Origin of the sequence: Arthrobacter cheniae (assembly GCF_003602275.1) — a bacterium.
Classification (GTDB): domain Bacteria; phylum Actinomycetota; class Actinomycetes; order Actinomycetales; family Micrococcaceae; genus Arthrobacter_D; species Arthrobacter_D cheniae.
Map to the genome: position 1 here is coordinate 377102 of NZ_QZVT01000004.1, position 17364 is coordinate 394465.

The 17364-nt window shown below is 69.1% G+C and carries 16 protein-coding genes; 6 read left to right on the plus strand and 10 right to left on the minus strand.

Annotated elements, in window-relative coordinates; genetic code table 11:
• Window positions 1-48: 48 nt before the first annotated feature.
• Both pheA and D6T63_RS09660 read right to left on the minus strand, forming a co-directional pair.
• Window positions 49-987, minus strand: coding sequence for a prephenate dehydratase (gene pheA, locus D6T63_RS09655; protein ID WP_120148816.1), 939 nt, complete (start codon window positions 985-987; stop codon window positions 49-51).
• On the minus strand, window positions 984-1310 hold the full coding sequence (locus D6T63_RS09660) for a rhodanese-like domain-containing protein (RefSeq protein ID WP_120148817.1): 327 nt from the start codon (window positions 1308-1310) through the stop codon (window positions 984-986). The genes pheA and D6T63_RS09660 overlap by 4 nt, the downstream gene beginning before the upstream one ends.
• A gap of 166 nt (window positions 1311-1476) precedes the next feature.
• Between D6T63_RS09660 and D6T63_RS09665 the strand changes: the two genes are divergently transcribed.
• Complete coding sequence (locus D6T63_RS09665; RefSeq protein ID WP_120148818.1) at window positions 1477-2868, plus strand: amidase; 1392 nt, start codon at window positions 1477-1479, stop codon at window positions 2866-2868.
• A 119-nt stretch (window positions 2869-2987) separates the two neighbouring features.
• On the plus strand, window positions 2988-4511 hold the full coding sequence (locus D6T63_RS09670) for a long-chain-fatty-acid--CoA ligase (RefSeq protein WP_120148819.1): 1524 nt from the start codon (window positions 2988-2990) through the stop codon (window positions 4509-4511).
• Here D6T63_RS09670 and D6T63_RS09675 read toward each other — a convergent pair.
• Both D6T63_RS09675 and D6T63_RS19220 read right to left on the minus strand, forming a co-directional pair.
• Window positions 4508-5704, minus strand: coding sequence for a glycerate kinase (locus tag D6T63_RS09675; RefSeq protein ID WP_120148820.1), 1197 nt, complete (start codon window positions 5702-5704; stop codon window positions 4508-4510). The two genes, D6T63_RS09670 and D6T63_RS09675, sit on opposite strands and share 4 nt — an antisense overlap.
• Window positions 5705-5756: 52 nt before the next feature.
• The gene (locus tag D6T63_RS19220; RefSeq protein WP_182976944.1) at window positions 5757-5924 is read right to left on the minus strand and encodes a hypothetical protein; all 168 of its coding nucleotides are present in this window, start codon (window positions 5922-5924) and stop codon (window positions 5757-5759) included.
• Between the two features lie 131 nt (window positions 5925-6055).
• Between D6T63_RS19220 and pgm the strand changes: the two genes are divergently transcribed.
• Window positions 6056-7687: a phosphoglucomutase (alpha-D-glucose-1,6-bisphosphate-dependent) gene (gene pgm, locus D6T63_RS09680; protein WP_120148821.1), complete on the plus strand. Its 1632-nt coding sequence runs from the start codon at window positions 6056-6058 to the stop codon at window positions 7685-7687.
• 5 nt (window positions 7688-7692) lie between these two features.
• On the opposite strand, the gene D6T63_RS09685 is transcribed toward pgm, so the two are convergent.
• Together D6T63_RS09685 and D6T63_RS09690 are read right to left on the minus strand one after the other, a co-directional pair.
• Entirely contained in the window at window positions 7693-9060 is a 1368-nt protein-coding gene (locus D6T63_RS09685) for an aldehyde dehydrogenase family protein (RefSeq protein ID WP_120148822.1), read from the minus strand.
• Window positions 9060-9908, minus strand: a complete 849-nt coding sequence (locus tag D6T63_RS09690) for an SDR family NAD(P)-dependent oxidoreductase (protein ID WP_120148823.1) — start codon at window positions 9906-9908, stop codon at window positions 9060-9062. Before D6T63_RS09690 ends, D6T63_RS09685 begins: the two co-directional genes overlap by 1 nt.
• 100 nt (window positions 9909-10008) lie before the next feature.
• Between D6T63_RS09690 and D6T63_RS09695 the strand changes: the two genes are divergently transcribed.
• The 3 genes from D6T63_RS09695 (at window position 10009) to D6T63_RS09705 (ending at window position 13978) form a co-directional block, all read left to right on the plus strand.
• Window positions 10009-11337 carry a uracil-xanthine permease family protein gene (locus D6T63_RS09695; RefSeq protein WP_120148824.1) on the plus strand — a complete coding sequence of 443 codons (1329 nt, stop codon included), beginning with the start codon at window positions 10009-10011 and terminating at the stop codon, window positions 11335-11337.
• 56 nt (window positions 11338-11393) lie between these two features.
• A complete protein-coding gene (locus D6T63_RS09700; protein ID WP_120148825.1) occupies window positions 11394-12395 on the plus strand; it encodes a hypothetical protein in 1002 nt (333 codons plus the stop codon).
• A gap of 119 nt (window positions 12396-12514) precedes the next feature.
• Entirely contained in the window at window positions 12515-13978 is a 1464-nt protein-coding gene (locus D6T63_RS09705) for a glycoside hydrolase family 43 protein (protein WP_120148826.1), read from the plus strand.
• 155 nt (window positions 13979-14133) lie between these two features.
• Here the strand turns inward: D6T63_RS09705 and D6T63_RS09710 are convergent, their stop codons facing one another.
• The 4 genes from D6T63_RS09710 to D6T63_RS09725 all read right to left on the minus strand — a co-directional run bounded on the left by D6T63_RS09710 (window position 14134) and on the right by D6T63_RS09725 (window position 17338).
• Window positions 14134-14967 (minus strand): glycerophosphodiester phosphodiesterase family protein, encoded by an 834-nt coding sequence (locus D6T63_RS09710; protein WP_235830656.1) that lies wholly within the window; start codon window positions 14965-14967, stop codon window positions 14134-14136.
• On the minus strand, window positions 14945-15754 hold the full coding sequence (locus tag D6T63_RS09715) for an HAD family hydrolase (RefSeq protein ID WP_120148828.1): 810 nt from the start codon (window positions 15752-15754) through the stop codon (window positions 14945-14947). Before D6T63_RS09715 ends, D6T63_RS09710 begins: the two co-directional genes overlap by 23 nt.
• Before the next feature lie 67 nt (window positions 15755-15821).
• The gene (locus tag D6T63_RS09720; RefSeq protein ID WP_120148829.1) at window positions 15822-16349 is read right to left on the minus strand and encodes a YbhB/YbcL family Raf kinase inhibitor-like protein; all 528 of its coding nucleotides are present in this window, start codon (window positions 16347-16349) and stop codon (window positions 15822-15824) included.
• A gap of 68 nt (window positions 16350-16417) precedes the next feature.
• Window positions 16418-17338, minus strand: coding sequence for a carbohydrate kinase family protein (locus D6T63_RS09725; RefSeq protein ID WP_120148953.1), 921 nt, complete (start codon window positions 17336-17338; stop codon window positions 16418-16420).
• Window positions 17339-17364: the final 26 nt, after the last annotated feature.

A 17364-nucleotide genomic window follows, 5' to 3' on the forward strand; every position in this document is an offset into this window, starting at 1 on the left:
CTTCGATAGTAAGCCTACTGTGCTTCGGTACTCCCAGCACTGCGATATCTAGCGGTTACCGAGGATCCCGCCGAGCCAGGCGTCCGCTGCGCCGAAGGCGTCGTCGGAGGTGTGTCGCTCGACCTCGGGCGAGCGGCGGTCCGCACGGGCATAGGAGCCGAGGAATCGGAGCCCCGGACTGATGCGGTGCAGCCCCTTGAGGGCATCCGCCACCCGGGCGTCCCCGACATGCCCGTCGGCGTCGACACTGAAGAAATAATCGCCGAGGAACTGGCCCGTGGGCCTCGACTCGATCCGACTGAGGTTCACGCCGCGTGCGGCGAACTGGTCGAGGATCTGCATCAGGGCGCCGGGATGGTCCTCGGGCAGGGGGATGACGAGCGTCGTCTTGTCCGCCCCGGTGCGCGGCGGAAGCACGTCCGGTCGCCCCACGAGCACGAAGCGGGTGACGGCATCGGTGACGTCCCCGATGTCCATCGCCAGGACGGAAAGCTGCAGGCGCTCCGCCACTAGCGGCGAGCAGATGGCGGCGTCATAGCTGCCATCACCATCGGCAAGGCCGTAAGCGGCGGCGGCGGTCGATGACGCAGGAAAGTACTCAGCAGCCAGGACATGTGCGTCCACCCAGTTCCGGCATTGCGCCCAGGCATGGCCGTGCGTCGCGATGCGACGGACGGCGTCGAGCGCGGTGCCCTGCCGGGCGGCGAGCACGAAGGTGATCGGGACGAGCTCCTCGCGCAGGATCCGCAGGGGCTCACCGACAGCTATCGCATCCAGGGTCGCGCTGACACCGCCTTCCACGGAATTCTCGATGGGCACCATGGCGGCATCGACGGCTCCCGACCGGACGGCGTCGAGCGCAGCCCCGACGGTCGACGCAGGGACGCGGCGGGCGGCCCCGGCGCCGGGCACCTGCAGCAGGGCGGCCTCGGTGAAGGTTCCCTCCGGCCCCAGGTAGGTGTAGGAGGACGTCTCGGACGGCGTCACAGGACGGTTGGCTCACTGCCCGTCTCGGACACCATCGGCTTGCCCGCCTCGAGCCAGGCGCCCATCCCGCCTGTCACGTTGATCGCGGTGTAGCCGTTGCCCTCGAGCCATTCGGCCGCACGCTGGGATCGGCCACCGCTGCGGCAGATGACATGGAGGTCCTCGTCGGGATCGAGCTCGCCGAATCGTGCGGGGAGCTGGTCGAGCGGGATGTGCACGGCGCCGTCGACATGGCCGGCCTCCCACTCGTAGTCCTCGCGCACATCGAGGATGCGCGCGTCGTCGGGCACTGCCGTCACCGGTACGTCGTGGAGTTCGCTCATACTCCTACCTTTTCACGCTCCGGCGCAGCACCGCTATTGCTACGGGCGGTCACGGCCGGGCCCACCGCCGGCCGGCTCCTATAGTTGTGCTTGTCGATCGACCTGTCCCCGTCGACACCGGGGACCCTCGGGTTCCGTCACCGCCCCGCCTCCCACTGGAGCCCCCATGAGCGAACTGCACGAACTCCCAGCCCTCACCCTCCGGGATGCGCTGGCGCGCGGGGACGTCAGTGCCCGTGAAGTCACGGACCACTTCCTCCGTCGGATCGATGTCCTCAATCCGGATCTCGGCTCCTTCATCACCATCACGCACGACGACGCCCTCCGCGCGGCGGACCATGCCGACCGCCTGCACTCCTCCGGCGTCGCCCTCGGTCCGCTGCACGGTGTGCCCCTCGCCCACAAGGACCTCACCGACGTCGCGGGCGTGCGGACCACCCTCGGAACGGCCGCCCTCGATCACGCCGTCGCCGAGAAGGACGCCCCCCTGGCCTCGATCCTGCGACGATCCGGAGCCATCAGCCTCGGCAAGACCCAGGTCCCGGAGTTCGGGTTGAGCTGCTACAGCGAGAACAGCATCGCGCCCCCCGCCCGCAACCCGCTCGACCGGCGTCTCAGCCCGGCCGGCTCCTCGGGCGGCAGTGCCGCAGCGGTGGCCGCCAGGATGATCCCCTTCGCGCCGGGGACGGACGGCGGCGGCTCCATCCGCATCCCCGCTGCGGCAACAGGCCTGGTGGGCCTCAAGCCGAACCGTGGCCGCGTGCCCTCGGGCTCGGGACAGGCGGACCTCGGGCAACTCGTCGTCGCCGGTCCGCTGGCCCACTCCGCCGCCGACGCCGGTCTGCTCCTCGACGCCCTGGTGCAGGAGCCGAACTACCGCCCGACGAGCGCAGCATCACGCTATCCCGGCTCCTTCCTGGAAGCGGCCCTGCGTGCGGAGGGCCGCTTCCGGATCGGCGTCAGCACGGCCTCGCCCTTCTCGGGAGCCATGGACATCAGCCTGGACAGCGCTGCGACGGACGCCCTGCACTCCGGGATCCAGGTGCTGCAGCGGGCCGGGCACGACGTCGTCGACACCGACCTGACCTACGACCGCCGCTACCACGACGCCTTCCAGCTGGTCTGGACCGCCGGTCTCGCCACCGCGCCCATCCCGGACGAGCGCGAGAGCAGGCTGACCGACATCACCCGGGTGCTGCGCCGCAGGGCGATGGGCAGGACTGCGGCGGAACTCGCGGGCGCCGTCGACGTCCTGCGGCAGTTCGAGCAGGACACGATCCAGCAGTATTCCCGCTACGACATGATCCTGACGCCGGCGGTGGCGATGACGCCCCGTCCCATCGGCTGGTACACCGACGCCGACGGCGACACCGACTACGCGCGGCAGTGCCGGTACTCGCCGTACACCTCGATGGTGAACGTCTGCGGGTTGCCGGCCGTGACCGTCCCCACGCTGCGCCTGCCGGATGGCCTGTCGATGAGCGTGCAGCTCATCGGACGCCCCGGTGAGGAGGCGCAGCTCCTCGCGGTGACGGCACAGATCGAGGCGCTGGGATAGGACCGCGCCGCTTCCGGCCAGATCCTGTTGCGCGGCCGCCCCCGATCCCACAGACTTCTACTCACCGGTAACTTCTGTACCGGCGGGCCGGAAGTCATCGAAGGATCAAAGGAGATCGCGTGCCGAACCTCGCCAACAACCTCGTGGCCACCGCAACGAGGAGCCCCTCGGCGGTGGCCATCAAGCTCGACGACGTCGAGGTCACCTTCGGCGCTCTCGAGGTGCTCAGCCAGAAGGTCGCGACCATCCTCGCGGAGCACGGCGTCCGGCAGGGGGACCGCGTCGCCCTGATCATGCCGAATATTCCGCAAATGGCATTCGTCTATTACGGGGTCCTGCGCGCGGGCGCCGTCGTCGTCCCCCTCAACCCCCTGCTCAAGGGACGGGAGATCGCCTACCACCTCACGAACTCGGGGGCACGGCTCGTCTTCGCCTGGGAGGGGATCATCGCCGAGGCCGAGGCGGGAGCCGAGGCTTCCGGCTCGGACGTGGGCAGTGAGGTCGGCGTGATCACCGTGGACAGCGGCGCATTCATGCAGCGTGTGTCCGCCGCGGAGCCCACTCCGGGCGTCGTCGAACTCGACGGGGAGGACACCGCCGTCGTGCTGTACACCTCCGGCACCACCGGCAGGCCCAAGGGCGCCACGCTCTCGCACACGAACCTCGCCCGCAACACGGAGACGTCCCGCGACCTCATGGGGACCAAGGAGGGTGAGGTCCTGTTCGGCGGCCTGCCCTTCTTCCACATCTTCGGGCAGACCTGCGCCCTCAACGCCGCAGTCCTCACCGGGGCCACGGTGACGCTCCTGCCCCGCTTCGAGCCGGGCAAGGCTCTCGAGATCATCGCCCGGGATCACGTGACCATCTTCGAGGGCGTCCCCACGATGTACATCGCGATGCTGCGCCACCCGGGCGTGACGACCACGGATCTCTCCTCCGTCCGCGTCGCGGTCTCCGGCGGCTCCGCACTCCCCGTCGAGGTGCTGCACGAGTTCGAGCGCGTCTTCGAGGCGGACCTCCTGGAGGGTTACGGCCTGTCGGAGACCTCGCCGATCGTGAGCTTCAACCGGGTGGGGCAGCTCCGGAAGCCCGGTTCGATCGGCACCCCGATCGACGGCGTCGAGGTGCGCATGCTCGATCCCGAGGGCGTCGAGGTGGCCCAGGGCGAGGTGGGCGAGCTCGCCGTGCGCGGACACTGCGTCATGAAGGGCTACTGGGAGAACCCGGAGGCCACTGCGGCAGCCATCCCGGACGGATGGTTCCGCACGGGCGATCTGGCCCGGATCGATGAGGACGGGCTGCTGTTCATCGTGGACCGCAAGAAGGACGTCATCCTGCGCGGCGGCTACAACGTCTACCCGCGCGAGGTCGAGGAGGTCCTGTACGAGCACCCCGCTGTAGCTGAAGCCGCCGTCATCGGGGTGCCGGACGACCTCCACGGCGAGGAGATCGTGGCGGTCGTCGGGATCAAGGCCGAGCACGTGCCCGCCGACGATGCCGCCCGAGATGCGCTCGCAACGGAGATCGTCGAGTTCGCCAAGGAGCGGATGGCCGCCTACAAGTACCCGCGCCGCGTGGTGCTCGTCGACGCGTTACCCAAGGGCCCCACAGGCAAGATCCTCAAGCGTGAGATCAAGGTCTAACTCCGACGGACTGCGCTGAAGAGACCGTAGACATGCGCGGCGGCCTCCTCCATCAGCGCCCCGGCATCCCTGATCAGCAGGTCGAGCTCCATCGGTCCGGTCGCGATGGAGAAGGCCGCCGCGAGTCCTGCGTCCTGTACCTCGGCCGCAGTGAGCTGCACACGACCGGCGATTGCCACGACCGCGCAGGTGGCAGGGGCATTCTCTACGACGGCCTGCACCACCTTGCCGCCGAGGGACTGCGAGTCGAAGGAGCCTTCGCCCGTGAGGACGAGGTCGGCATCGGTGAGCGCACCGGCCAGTCCGACGGCGTCTGCGACCAGGGCCGAGCCGGGGACGATCTCCGCGTCGAGGAAGGCCACGAGCACGGCGGGCAGTCCGCCGGCGGCACCCGCGCCCGGCAGGTCCAGGACGGCGACACCCGTCAGCTCCTCGAGGATGCCGGCGAGGTGGGCGAGCCCGTGATCGAGGACGACGACGTCATCGGGCGTCGCGCCCTTCTGCGGGCCGAAGACCGCGGCGGCGCCCCGCGGGCCGCAGAGCGGATTGTCGACGTCGACCGCGACGCGCCAGCGTGCCTCCTGCGCCCGTGGGTGGAGGCCGGAGGTGTCGATCGAGGCGAGGGCCGCGAGGGAGCCGCCGCCGGGCGGAAGGGGATCGCCGTCGGCGTCGAGGAAGCGGGCGCCCAGGGCGGACAGGAGCCCCGTGCCGCCGTCGGTGGTCGCTGATCCACCGATGCAGAGCAGGATCTCCCCGGCCCCGTCGTCGAGGAGCCGACGGGCGATCTCCCCCACGCCGTAACTGGTGGCCGTGAGGGCGTCGAGGGGAAGGTCCGCCACCAGGGGTAGGCCGTTGGCTTCCGCCGCCTCGAGGACGCCTCGCGCGTCGGGGCCGTGCTCCGAAGGAGTCGTCGAGATGCCGTACCGCGCGGTGCGCGCCCGGCCGGCGGCGTCGTGGCACCGTGCGGTCCGCGGCTCCGCCCCCCAGGCTGCCAGCAGCGCATCGAGCGTCCCCTCCCCGCCGTCGGCCAGCGGCGCCAGGACGACGTCGGGCACGGGGTGGCCGAGACGGGCGGCGGCCGCGACCACCCCCCTCGACATGGCAAGGGCAGCCTCCGCTGCGGGAAGGCTGCCCTTGAGGGAATCGGGAGCGAGGACGATCTTGAGCGGGCGCTGATGCGCAGGCGTGGTCACCCGACCACCCTAGCCCCACGTCCAGCCCCGTTCGGGGCCGGAACGGAGGGTGTCAGCTGCCGGACCCGCCGCCGTTGTCCGCCTCGAAATCGGGGGCCACCTCATCCTCGGGCCCGGGTCCGCCGTAGCCGCCCGCCGCCTGCTCCTCGAGCTTGCCGGCCTCGTCCGCACCCTGTTCCTCGGGATCGCCGGTCGGGGTGTCGCTGGAGTTCTCGCTCATGATGCTGCCTTCCGTGATCCGTCTGCCCCTGGCTGGGTGCTGATACTCAGCTTACTGATCATCGGGGTCCCGGCAACCTGCAGAAGGGCGCGACGGGTGTAATCGGCCGAGTTCTTTGGCATGCTGGGGCCATGGCTAATCGAGCGGGCACTGTAGCCCTCCCCACCGACCTCGTCGACGTGACCAAACTGCTCGACGCGTATTTCGACGTCGAGCCCGATCTCGGGGATCCCGCGCAGCGCGTCGCCTTCGGCACCTCGGGCCACCGCGGGTCGTCGCTGAAGTCCTCGTTCAACGAGGGTCACATCGTGGCGATCACCCAGGCGATCGTCGAATACCGTGCGGGGCAGGGCATCACCGGCCCGCTCTTCATGGGCAAGGACACCCATGCGCTGTCCGAGCCGGCGCAGAACACGGCCCTCGAGGTCCTGGCCGCCAACCACGTGAGCGTCCTCATCGACGCCCGCGGCGCCTACACGCCCACCCCTGCCGTCTCGCACGCCATCCTCACGTACAACGCGACACGAACGGAGCAGGCGGACGGCATCGTCATCACCCCGTCGCACAACCCCCCGGGTGATGGCGGCTTCAAGTACAACCCGCCGCACGGAGGGCCCGCAGACTCGGATGCCACCACCTGGATCGCGAATCGCGCCAACGACCTCCTCGAGTCCGGGCTGCGGGGCGTGCAGCGCATGCCGATCTCGCAGGCGCGGACAGCCGAGGGCATCAGCAGCTACGACTTCCTCCAGCACTACGTCGACGACCTGCCGTCGGTCCTGAACCTCGATGCCATCCGCTCGGCGAACGTGCACATCGGCGCGGACCCCATGGGTGGCGCGGCCGTGGACTACTGGGGTGCGATCGGCGAGCGCCACAACCTGAACCTCACCGTGGTCAACCCGACCGTCGATCCGCAGTGGGCGTTCATGACGCTCGACTGGGACGAGAAGATCCGGATGGACTGCTCATCGCAGTACGCCATGGCGTCGCTGATCAAGCAGGCCGGCCAGTTCGACATCGCGACGGGCAACGACGCCGACGCCGACCGCCACGGCATCGTCACGCCCGACGCCGGGCTGATGAACCCGAACCATTACCTCGCCGTCGCCATCCAGTACCTCTACGCGAACCGGCCGAACTGGCGTGCGGACGCCGTGATCGGCAAGACCCTCGTGTCGTCGTCGATCATCGATCGTGTCGCCACGGACCTCGGACGCGTGCTGCAGGAAGTCCCCGTGGGCTTCAAGTGGTTCGTGCCAGGGTTGCTCAGCGGCGAACTGGCGTTCGGCGGCGAGGAGTCTGCCGGAGCGTCCTTCCTCCGCCTCGACGGGAAGCCGTGGAGCACGGACAAGGACGGCATCCTCCTGGCGCTGCTGGCCTCGGAGATCACGGCCGTCACGGGGAAGACGCCGTCCCAGCACTACACGGGCCTGACGGATCGCTTCGGCGCGCCCGTGTACGCACGGATCGATGCAGCAGCGACGCGCGAGCAGAAGGCGGCCCTCGGGAAGCTCTCGCCCTCGGACGTCACCGCCACGACCCTCGCGGGCGAGGAGATCACGGCCCGCCTCACCGAGGCACCCGGCAACGGTGCCCCCGTGGGCGGACTCAAGGTCACGACCGAGAACGCCTGGTTCGCCGCGCGTCCCTCCGGCACGGAGGACGTCTACAAGATCTACGCCGAGTCCTTCCGGGGCGAGGAACACCTGAAGCAGGTGCAGGCCGAGGCGAAGGCCCTCGTGGACAGCGTCATCAGCTGATCCGCTCAGAGGAGCCTGCGCAGCAGCTTCCTCTTGATCGGACCGAAGGGTGGATACGCGAGGCGCAGCGTATCCACCCCGACCGGCTTGGAGAATACCGGCTGTACGTGGCTGAACGTCCTGAAGGATTGCCGCCCGTGGTAGCTGCCCGTCCCGCTCGCACCCACGCCACCGAAGGGCAGGCCGGGGACCGCGAGCTGGATGGTGCACACGTTGTGGGCGAGGCCACCGGCCTGCACCTGCTCCGTGAAGGCTTCCAGGTGCTCGTCGCGGTCGCTGAAGAGGTAGGCGGCGAGCGGATGCGGCCGCGCTGCGATGAAGCGGATTGCCGCGTCCAGGTCCTCCACCTCGAGGATGGGCAGCAGCGGACCGAAGATCTCCTCCTGCATGAGCGCGGACCCCGGGTCCACCTCCCTCAGGACGGTCGGCTCGATGTACCGGTCGGCGCGATCATGCCGGCCACCGGAGACGACGGTGCCGCCGTCCATCAGGCCCACGACCCGGTCGAAGTGGTGCTCGTTGATGATGCGCCCGTAGTCGCCCGAGGTCCTCGGGTCGCTGCCGTAGAAGTCCCGGACCGCAGCCGCGAGCGCGTCGGCGAGGACGGGCGCGGCGGCCGGCGTGGTCAGGACGTAGTCGGGCGCCACGCACGTCTGGGCTGCGTTCATGAACTTGCCGTAGGCGATGCGGCGGGCCGCGGCACGCAGGTTCCCGCCGACGACGACGGCCGGTGACTTGCCGCCCAGCTCGAGCGTCACCGGCGTGAGGTGCTCGGCCGCGGCCTTCATCACGATCTTCCCCACGCGCTCACCGCCCGTGTAGAACACGTGGTCGAAGGGCTGCGCCAGCAGGTCCGTGCTGACCTCGACGCCCCCTTCGACGACCGCGACGGCATCCCGGTCCAGATACTGCGGCACGAGGCGTGCGAGTACCCGGGAGGTCGAGGCTGCGAGTTCGCTGGGCTTGAGCACCGCGGCGTTTCCCGCGGCCAGCGCTCCGACGAGCGGCGCCAGCACGAGATTCAACGGGTAGTTCCAGGGTCCGATGATCAGGACGACGCCGAGGGGCCGGGCCTGTGCCCACGCGCGGGCGGGACGCAGCCCCCCGGGCACCGCGATCCTCTCCCGCGCCATCCAGCGGTCGAGGTGCTTCAGCGCGTAGTCGATCTCGGCCCGGACGGCGGCGACCTCCGAGAGGAACCCCTCCGTCCGGCTCTTGCCGAGGTCCTCCTCCAGGGCGCCGGTCAGTTCGTCCTCGCGCTCGGTGAGCAGGCGGCGCAGTGCTTCGAGCTGGGCGCGCCTCCAGCCGGCGGGCCGGGTGGTTCCCGCCCGGAAGGTTCGGCGCAGGTCGGCCAGGAGTTCCACGGCGCTCATCAGTTGCCCTTCCGTTCGGCAGGAACGCCGGGGCGCCCGGTGAAGTGGTCCATGGAGCTGTACACCTTGAACACGCGCCCGGCGACGACGTCCCACACGGGTTGCGGCAGCACGTTGCGAAGCGTGCCCGCGAGCTGGACGGTCCATGGCAGCTGGACACGCGCCCTCCCTGCGAGAGTGGCGCGCCAGGCCTTGCCGACCACGTACTCCGGTTCCATGAGTGGAGTCATCAGCGGGCCGCGGGCACCCTCGAACATGCCGGTCCTGATGTAGCTCGGGATGAGCGTGGTGACGGCGATGGGGTGACCGGCCGCGACCAGTTCCAGGCGGAGGGAATCGCTCCAGCCGATCACCGCCCACTTGGAGGCCGCATAGACGCTCATGCGCGGAACCGCGAGAGTCCCCGAGGCGGACGCCACGTTCAGGATCCGGGCGTCGGTCGCGCGTTCGATCATGGCCGGAAGGAACGCCCGCGTGATGTGCATCGGACCACCGGTGTTGATGCGGAGGGTGAGGTCTATGTCGTCGAGGTGGTCGTGCTCCCAGAAGTACTTGCCGCGCACGATGCCGGCGTTGTTCACCAGCACGTCCGGCACGCCGACGTCATTCAGGACGGCGCCCGCCGCCGCCCGGATGGATTCGATCGAAGCCACGTCGACGACGTAGCTGTGAAGGGACGCACCGCTGGAACCGAGGCTCACCACCACCTCGTCGAGAGCCCGCCCGTCGATGTCCCACAGCACGACGGCGGCAGCCCCCTCGCGCGCAGCACGTTCGGCGTACAACCTGCCCATGCCCATCCCCGCGCCGGTCACCAGCACGGTACGTCCCAGAACCGTGAATGGCATCGCCTGCTCCTCCGCTCGCTGACAAGCAACGTAACATCCCGGTCACGTGCTGCGGATAGGATTTCCCGAAACCCCTCGACCATCTTCGGAAGGCACACCCATGAGCGCACGGAGCATCACGTGGACACTGCACGGGGACGGCAAGAACGTCCGCCCGGGCGGCTTCGTCGCTCCCGACGAGCGGCTTTCATGGCCCCGGACCATCGGCATCGGTGCGCAGCACGTGGTCGCGATGTTCGGCGCCACGTTCCTCGTCCCGCTCATCACCGGGTTCCCGCCGTCGACCACGCTGCTGTTCTCGGGGATCGGAACCCTCCTGTTCCTCATCATCACTGCCGGGAAGGTGCCGAGCTACCTCGGTTCGAGCTTCGCATTCATCGCGCCGATCGCTGCGGCGCAGTCCCAGCGCGGAGCGGCCGGAGCCCTGGGCGGCATCATCATGGCCGGGGCTGCGCTCGCGATCATCGGGCTGATCGTGCACAGGGCCGGGGCGCGCTGGATCCAGGTGGCCATGCCGCCGATCGTCACGGGTGCCATCGTGGCGCTGATCGGCCTCAACCTCGCGCCGACAGCCAAGGCCAGCTTCGAGCAGGCACCCCTCACGGCCCTTGTCACGGTGATCGCGATCCTGCTCGTCACGGTCCTGTTCAAAGGTATCCTCGGGCGGCTCTCCATCCTCGTCGGAGTGCTGGCGGGCTACGTCGTCGCGATGTTCCGCGGCGAGGTGGACTTCGCGGCGATCGGCGACGCCGCGTGGATAGGGCTGCCCGACTTCGCGGCACCCGAGTTCCACCTGTCCGTGGTGGGACTCTTCATCCCCGTGGTCCTCGTCCTCGTCGCGGAGAACATCGGGCACGTGAAGTCCGTGGCCGCGATGACCAACCGGGACCTCGATCCCATGACGGGCCGCGCCCTGATGGCCGACGGGCTCGCGACCATGATCGCGGGTGCCGGCGGTGGATCCGGAACCACCACGTATGCCGAGAACATCGGCGTGATGGCCGCATCACGCGTCTACTCGACGGCGGCCTACTGGGTGGCGGGTATCGTCGCGATCCTGCTCAGCCTCTTCCCGAAGTTCGGCGCGCTCATCGCCACCGTCCCGCCCGGGGTGCTCGGCGGCGCGGGAGTGGTCCTGTACGGCATGATCGGCATCCTCGGTGTCCGTATCTGGGTCCAGAACCAGGTCAACTTCTCCAATCCGATCAACCTCTCCACGGCGGGTGTGGCGCTCGTTATCGGCATCGCGGACTTCACGTGGACCGTCGGAGACCTGAGCTTCGCGGGCATCGCGCTCGGTACGGCCGCGGCGCTGATCATCTTCCACGGCATGACGGCGATCGCCCGCGTCCGCGGCAGCGAGCACGTCGCCGGGCCGGAGGAACTCGAATCGAGTGACCACGGCAGCAGGCCCTCGAAGCTCGGCTGACCCGTGGCCGATGGAAGAATGGACGGCATGCCCCGCCGACCCGTGCCTCGTCCCCGATGAACAATTCCCGGGAGGTCTGGGCCTCTCCGGAGTGGCGTCAGCAGGCGGTGCAGTGGATCGACCTCGTCCTGGAGTCCTTCGGTGTGACGCGCCTGGGACCGGCCGAACAGCAGCGGATCCGTTTCTGGTCCACGCAGCTGACCGTGCCCACGGACCACGGGACGCTGTGGTTCAAGGAGAACAACCTCGGGCAGTTCGCGGAAGCCTCGATCATGTCGCTCCTCGGCGAACTCGCACCGGACCATGTCGCGGCTCCCCTCGCCATCGAGCCCTCGCGAGGCTGGTTGCTGACAGCGGACCACGGCGCCACGCTGGATACCCTGGACGTGGACGACGCCTCGCTCTGGGCGCGCATCACCGGTGACTTCGCCGACCTGCAGCAAGCCGTGGCGCCTCATGGGGAGCGGCTGTCCCGGGCCGGGCTCGTTCTCATGAACCCGGAGGTGGCCGCCAACTTCGTCGAGAACCAGCTCCTGCTGCACACGGGCCTGCCGGCGGAGCACCCGCTGCACCTGTCCCCGGAGGAGGCGGACGACGTCGTGCGCCGCCTGCCGGCCATTTCCGACGCGGTGGAGGTGCTGCGCGGCGTCGCCATGCCACTCTCGCTCGACCACAACGATCTGCACGCGCGGAACTGTTTCCTCCCCGGTGGAAGCACCGACCCGCTTCGGTTCTTCGACTTCGCCGATTCGTACTGGGCGCACCCGTTCAGCGCCCTGCTGGTACCCATCACGCAGATGCGGGCGCAGTGGAACACGACGGCGGACGATCCCCGGATCCAGGCCGTCGTCGACGCCTACCTCGAGCGCTGGACGTCCTATGCCCCGCTGCCGGAACTTCGAGCTGCTGTCGAGCCCGCCCTGAGGCTTGCGGCAGTGCACCGGTACGGATCATGGCTGCGCCTGCTGGTCTATGCGGACGACGAGTCGATGCGCGCCTACGCCCCGGCGGCGCTCGCGCACCTGCGGACCCTTTCGGATCCTGTCCTCGAAAACTGATGCGCCCTTGACTGCCCTCCCTGCGCGTGCGAGTGTTCTACAACGATGTAGACAACGATGTAAACGGGCCGAGCGAAGTCGTCGCCTGCCCACTCCCCCATCGAAAGGACCACGTGATAATGACGTCACGTCACAGATTCTGGTCGCGCCCGGCGAGTATCGTCGCCGTGCTGACCCTTGCGCTGGCAGGTGCGGCGATGCCGGCGTCGGCGGACCCGAAGGCCCCGGCAGCACCCACCGCCCTCACGCAGCAGTCCGCCGCCGGCAGCCTCGATGACCTGGTGGGCGGCAAGTCCGTGGTCGGAGCGACCAGCCCCATCCACGATCCGGCGCTCATCATCGATGACGACGGCACCTGGTACGTCTACTCCACGGGCCTGCTCGCCCGGGAGAACGGCGGCACCATCCAGATGTGGTCCTCGCGCGACGAAGGTACCACCTGGGAGTACACGGGTACGGTGTGGGACGAAATCCCCGCCTGGATCGACGAGCGCTACGCGGACGGAGTGCTCCCCGAGAACCTCTGGGCGCCGGAGATCTACGAGAACGACGGCACCTACTACCTCTACTACTCGGCCTCGCGCTTCGGCACCGACAACTCCCTCACGGCTCTAGCCACGAACACGACACTGAACCCCGAGGACCCCGACTACGAGTGGGTAGACCAGGGTCTCGTCGTCGAGTCTCCGGTCACGGGCCTCGATCCGGGCAATCCCGACAAAACCTTCAATGCCATCGACGCCGGGATCGTCGAGGACGCCGACGGCAATCCCTACATGTCCATCGGTTCCTTCTGGTACGGCATCTTCCTCGTGCCACTCGAATGGCCCAGCGGCAAGCCGGTGGAGAACTGGCAGTCCCGAACGGTGAACATCGCGGACCGCTTCATCCCGGGCAACCCCATCGAGGCGCCCTACATCATCCACCGCGACGGCTACTACTACCTGTTCACCTCGTTCGACTTCTGCTGCCGCGGAGCGGACTCCACGTACAAGATCGCCGTGGGCCGCTCGGAATCCATCACCGGCCCCTACCTGGACAAGGAGGGCCGTGACATGTTCGGCGGCGGCGGATCGATCCTCCTCGAATCCCACGGCGCGATGAACGGCGTCGGCGGCCAGTCCGTCTTCGGCGACTACCTCGCGTTCCACTACTACGACCGCACCAACACAGCGGCCCCGTACATCCCGACCCTCGGCCTGCAGAAGCTGGGGTGGGAGGACGGCTGGCCCACGGTGGACCAGACCGTCGAGCTGCCCGCCGTCGTGTCGGCTCCCGCGGCAGCGACTGTCCGGGACGGACACAAGGCGCACTTCACGGCGAGCGCCACCGGCACCCCTGAACCCGTCGCGGTCTGGGAGAGCTCGGACGACGACGGCGCCACCTGGCAGCCTGCCGATGTCACACAGCGTGCGGAGCGGAACGACGACGGCACCTACACGTCGACGGTGGAGGTCAAGAAGGTCCTGGCCACGCAGGACGGGCGTCTGTTCCGGGCAACCTTCTCCAATCCCCACGGCACGGTGACCACGGACCCTGTGGAGCTGACCGTGAACCCGAAACCCGGCAAGGGCCGCATGTAGACCCTGCGGCGTCCAGCACCAGGGCGCCGCAGTCATCAGGCTCGATGGGTCAGCGGTGGGCGCGATACCCCGATGATCCATCGACACCAGGGAACCCGGTTGCGGGAGTGGCCGCAACCGGGTTTCCGCATTCAGGAAGCCCGACCCGACCCCGCCTACCGGTCGAGGGAACTGCCCTGGGGCCATGCGGACCGTGCGGTCATGCAGGCGGCCAGCACGTCGGCGGCATCGGAGACGAGGCCGTCGACGCCGAGATCGAGCAACCGGTCCATGTCCTCACGGTCGTTGATGGTCCACACATGGACCTGGAGTCCTGCAGCGTGGCAGGCCTCCACGAATCGTCCCGTGACGACGCGCACGCCGCGGTACGTCTCGGGGACCTGAAGCGCCTGCACTCCGGCAATCCGGGCAAGCGGGGCGGCGAGGCCCGAGGGGGCGAGGAGCTTCAGGAGTGCGTTCACGGCCATGCCCGCAGAGGACGCCGTCGGAGCATCGAGCAGGCGCAGTACCCGCCTGCGGCGCCTGTCCGAGAAGGAGGCCAGGAGCACCCGGTCGTGCACGGCCATGCGGTTGACGAGATCAGCGAAGGGCTGCACGCAATCGTCGCTCTTGACGTCGATGTTCAGCCGCAGGCCGGGCCAGCGGCGCAGGACGTCCTCGAGCGTCGGGATTCCGCCGCCCCCGCCGACCTGCAGTCCGCCCAGTTCCTCCGCAGTCCGTGCGGAAACCAGCCCGGGCGTGCCGGTCACGCGGTGCAGCTCCTCGTCGTGGAAGACCATCACCACCCCGTCCCGCGACGCACGTACATCGATCTCGAGGTACCCGAAGCCGAGATCCACCGCGCGCCCGAAGGACGCCAGGGTGTTCTCGCCGCCCTCGGGCGCGAAGCCGCGATGCGAGAACGCGAGGGGCCGGGGCCGGCCGGACGGGCCGGCCGGGGTGTCCAGGTAGGGGTAGCGGCCGCGCTCAGATCGTGCGGAGCCGGGCAAGCCGTTCCTCCAGTACCTGCGCCACGCCATCCTCGTCGAAGGGCGGTGCGACGAGGTTCGCGGCGGCCAGCGCATCCGCGTGGCCGGATGCCATGGCGTAGCCGAAGCCCGCCCAGTCGAGCATCTGCACGTCGTTCGGCATGTCACCGAAGGCGACGACGTCGGCGGCGTCGATCCCGCGTTCCGCCGCGTACCGGGCGAGCGTGACCGACTTGTTGATGTCTGGGACGGCCATCTCGAGGAGCGCCATGGTGGGCGCGGAGTGCGTCGTCGAGACAAGGTGTCCGACAGCGGGCCTGACGGCCGCGAGGAACTCGTCCGGCGAGATGTTCTTCTCCCTGGCCAGGAACTTCACGACCTGCTCCCCGGGCAGTGAATGCTCGAAGGGCTGCGCCGTGATACCGCCGAGGAGCTCGGAGGTGGCCGGATCCGCGAAACCCGACTCCACCTTGAAGCCCGAGACCGTCTCCGCGGCGAACGTCGCCGCTGGGAAAAGACCGCGGATGATATCGCGAGCGGCATAGACGTCCTCGGCCCCCAGCAGCTTCGCGTCGAGGACGCGCTCGCCCTCGAGGTCGTAGGTGAGGGCGCCGTTCGAGCAGATGACGATCCCGGTGTGCCCGAGCTGCTCCCGCAACGGCTGCAGCCAGCGTGGCGGCCGGCCCGTGACGAAGACGACGTCGACCCCTGCCTTCGTACACGCCCGGAACGCGCGGATGGTGCGCTCGCTCATCCTGCCGTCGTGTCCCACGACGGTCCCGTCCATGTCGCTCGCCACGAGGCGCATCGCTGACTCCTTCAGGTTCTGGACTTCCACCCTACCGGCGGCCGCGCCGGCCGCCGGGACGGGTGCCTTACTGCTCGAACGTGCCGACCAGCCGGGCCCGCCCGATCGAATGCGAGAACAGGTTGAACCCGAGGTAGGCCGGCGTGGCTTCGGCCGGGATGTCGAGGAACTCGACGTCCACCGCGTGCACCACCACGTGATAGTGGTGCGGGCCGTGGCCGGCAGGAGGTGCGGCGCCCACGAAACCGGCGAAGCCGCCGTCGTTCCGCAGCTGGACGGCTCCCTTCGGCAGGAGGTCCGAGCCGTCCGTACCCGCGCCGGCGGGCAGCGCGGTGGTGGTCGCGGGCAGGTTGAACACGGCCCAGTGCCAGAAACCGCTCGCGGTCGGCGCGTCGGGGTCGTAGACGGTTACCGCAAAGCTCTTCGTGCCCTCGGGGAAACCGCTCCAGCTGAGCTGCGGGGACTGGTCCTCGCCGCCTGCGCCCATCATGCCGGACGCCTGTGCGGTGTCGAGGGGCTCATTGTGGGTGATGCTCTCGCTGGTCAGCTCGAACTCGGGTACCTGCGGAAGGTCTGCGTACGGATCGCAAGTCATCGCTGTGCTCCTCTGGGGATCATCGGGTGGTCTTCGAACTGCCTTCGGGCCTATGGAACGCGACGGCGTCAGGCGTGTGCCATCTCGCTCCGTGAGGGCGGATTCGCGCCCGCACGGGAGACCGTGATGGCCGCTGCTCGGGCCGCGTACTGCAACATTCCGGCGAGCTGCCCGAGGTTCATTCGGCGCAGCTCGTCCCGACGATGGGCGCCATCGAGTTCCAGATCCACGAGGGCCGCGAGGAGCGCGGCCATGAACGAGTCACCCGCACCCACCGTGTCGACGACGCTGGTCGAGGGCGCGGGTACGGACACCTCGCCCGCACGGCAAACACCCCACGGACCCTTCGAACCGCGCGTCACGACGACGACGGCGGCACCTGCTTCCAGCCAGGCGCGTGCGGACTGCTCGGGGGTCCGGTCCGGGTACAGCCATGCGAGATCCTCGTCGGAGGCCTTGACCACATCGGCGAGCGCCACGAATTTCTCGGCCTGTTCCCTGGCGTATTCGGGGTTCCGGATGATGGATGGCCTGCAGTTGGGATCGTAGCTGACCGTAACGAGCGGGTGGGCCGCGATGACGAGCGACAGGACCTCGTCCGCTCCCGGCGACAGCATCGTGGCGATCGAGCCGGTATGCAGCAGCGTGGATCCGTCGAGGAGGCTGTCCTTCTGCTCAGCGAGCGCCGGTAGGTCCCAGACGAGCTGGAAGTCGTAGGACGCGCCTCCCGCCGGGTCCAGGCGCGCGGTGGCGACGCTGGTGGGCGAGCCGTCAGGCTCGACCGGGAACGGGACCGAGTTGTCGCGGAGGTGCTGCCGGACCATGCGGCCGTACTCGTCGTCGCCGTACCGGCCGACGAACTGCGCGGGATGACCGAGCCGCGCGAGCCCGACGGCGACGTTCATCGGGCTGCCACCCACGTGCGCGCGCATGGAGGCGGTGTCGCTGACGACTTCGTCGATGAGGGTTTCCCCGATAACGGTAAGCACGCTTTCAACGTACCAGCCGACGGTCA

Bases quoted from the DNA above. Each gene is read 5' to 3' on its own strand.
- D6T63_RS09705 (WP_120148826.1), top strand. From the start codon at position 12,515: ATGACGTCACGTCACAGATTCTGGTCGCGCCCGGCGAGTATCGTCGCC.
- D6T63_RS09665 (WP_120148818.1), top strand. From the start codon at position 1,477: ATGAGCGAACTGCACGAACTCCCAGCCCTCACCCTCCGGGATGCGCTG.
- D6T63_RS09700 (WP_120148825.1), top strand. From the start codon at position 11,394: ATGAACAATTCCCGGGAGGTCTGGGCCTCTCCGGAGTGGCGTCAGCAG.
- D6T63_RS09715 (WP_120148828.1), bottom strand. From the start codon at position 15,754: ATGCGCCTCGTGGCGAGCGACATGGACGGGACCGTCGTGGGACACGAC.
- D6T63_RS09660 (WP_120148817.1), bottom strand. From the start codon at position 1,310: ATGAGCGAACTCCACGACGTACCGGTGACGGCAGTGCCCGACGACGCG.
- pgm (WP_120148821.1), top strand. From the start codon at position 6,056: ATGGCTAATCGAGCGGGCACTGTAGCCCTCCCCACCGACCTCGTCGAC.
- D6T63_RS09720 (WP_120148829.1), bottom strand. From the start codon at position 16,349: ATGACTTGCGATCCGTACGCAGACCTTCCGCAGGTACCCGAGTTCGAG.
- D6T63_RS09690 (WP_120148823.1), bottom strand. From the start codon at position 9,908: ATGCCATTCACGGTTCTGGGACGTACCGTGCTGGTGACCGGCGCGGGG.
- D6T63_RS09695 (WP_120148824.1), top strand. From the start codon at position 10,009: ATGAGCGCACGGAGCATCACGTGGACACTGCACGGGGACGGCAAGAAC.
- D6T63_RS19220 (WP_182976944.1), bottom strand. From the start codon at position 5,924: ATGAGCGAGAACTCCAGCGACACCCCGACCGGCGATCCCGAGGAACAG.
- D6T63_RS09685 (WP_120148822.1), bottom strand. From the start codon at position 9,060: ATGAGCGCCGTGGAACTCCTGGCCGACCTGCGCCGAACCTTCCGGGCG.